This is a genomic window from Kosakonia oryzendophytica (genome assembly GCF_900094925.1).
Taxonomy (GTDB): domain Bacteria; phylum Pseudomonadota; class Gammaproteobacteria; order Enterobacterales; family Enterobacteriaceae; genus Kosakonia; species Kosakonia oryzendophytica.
In genome coordinates this window covers 1-1378 of the sequence record NZ_FMAY01000030.1, presented here as the reverse complement: position 1 = coordinate 1378, position 1378 = coordinate 1, and the positions used below count along the sequence as shown (strand labels likewise).

The window sequence follows — 1378 nt, the reverse complement described above, 5'->3', positions numbered from 1 at the left end:
CAGGTAACACGAAATCGTACCCCAAACCGACACAGGTGGTCAGGTAGAGAATACCAAGGCGCTTGAGAGAACTCGGGTGAAGGAACTAGGCAAAATGGTGCCGTAACTTCGGGAGAAGGCACGCTGATATGTAGGTGAAGCGGTTTACCCGTGGAGCTGAAATCAGTCGAAGATACCAGCTGGCTGCAACTGTTTATTAAAAACACAGCACTGTGCAAACACGAAAGTGGACGTATACGGTGTGACGCCTGCCCGGTGCCGGAAGGTTAATTGATGGGGTTATCCGTAAGGAGAAGCTCTTGATCGAAGCCCCGGTAAACGGCGGCCGTAACTATAACGGTCCTAAGGTAGCGAAATTCCTTGTCGGGTAAGTTCCGACCTGCACGAATGGCGTAATGATGGCCAGGCTGTCTCCACCCGAGACTCAGTGAAATTGAACTCGCTGTGAAGATGCAGTGTACCCGCGGCAAGACGGAAAGACCCCGTGAACCTTTACTATAGCTTGACACTGAACATTGAGCCTTGATGTGTAGGATAGGTGGGAGGCTTTGAAGCGTGGACGCCAGTCTGCGTGGAGCCAACCTTGAAATACCACCCTTTAATGTTTGATGTTCTAACGTGGACCCGTGAACCGGGTTGCGGACAGTGTCTGGTGGGTAGTTTGACTGGGGCGGTCTCCTCCTAAAGCGTAACGGAGGAGCACGAAGGTCAGCTAATCCTGGTCGGACATCAGGAGGTTAGTGCAATGGCATAAGCTGGCTTGACTGCGAGCGTGACGGCGCGAGCAGGTGCGAAAGCAGGTCATAGTGATCCGGTGGTTCTGAATGGAAGGGCCATCGCTCAACGGATAAAAGGTACTCCGGGGATAACAGGCTGATACCGCCCAAGAGTTCATATCGACGGCGGTGTTTGGCACCTCGATGTCGGCTCATCACATCCTGGGGCTGAAGTAGGTCCCAAGGGTATGGCTGTTCGCCATTTAAAGTGGTACGCGAGCTGGGTTTAGAACGTCGTGAGACAGTTCGGTCCCTATCTGCCGTGGGCGCTGGAGAATTGAGGGGGGCTGCTCCTAGTACGAGAGGACCGGAGTGGACGCATCACTGGTGTTCGGGTTGTCATGCCAATGGCACTGCCCGGTAGCTAAATGCGGAAGAGATAAGTGCTGAAAGCATCTAAGCACGAAACTTGCCCCGAGATGAGTTCTCCCTGAGACTTTAAGTCTCCTGAAGGAACGTTGAAGACGACGACGTTGATAGGCCGGGTGTGTAAGCGCAGCGATGCGTTGAGCTAACCGGTACTAATGAACCGTGAGGCTTAACCTTACAACGCCGAAGATGTTTTGGCGGAAGAGAGACAATAATCAGCCTGATACAGATTA

Annotated in this window: 1 rRNA gene; it reads left to right on the top strand. The window is 52.9% G+C overall.

Going from position 1 to position 1378, the window contains the following annotated elements:
- Positions 1-1322 (top strand): 23S ribosomal RNA (locus tag GA0061071_RS23190); the annotation flags it as partial.
- Positions 1323-1378 lie beyond the last annotated feature (56 nt).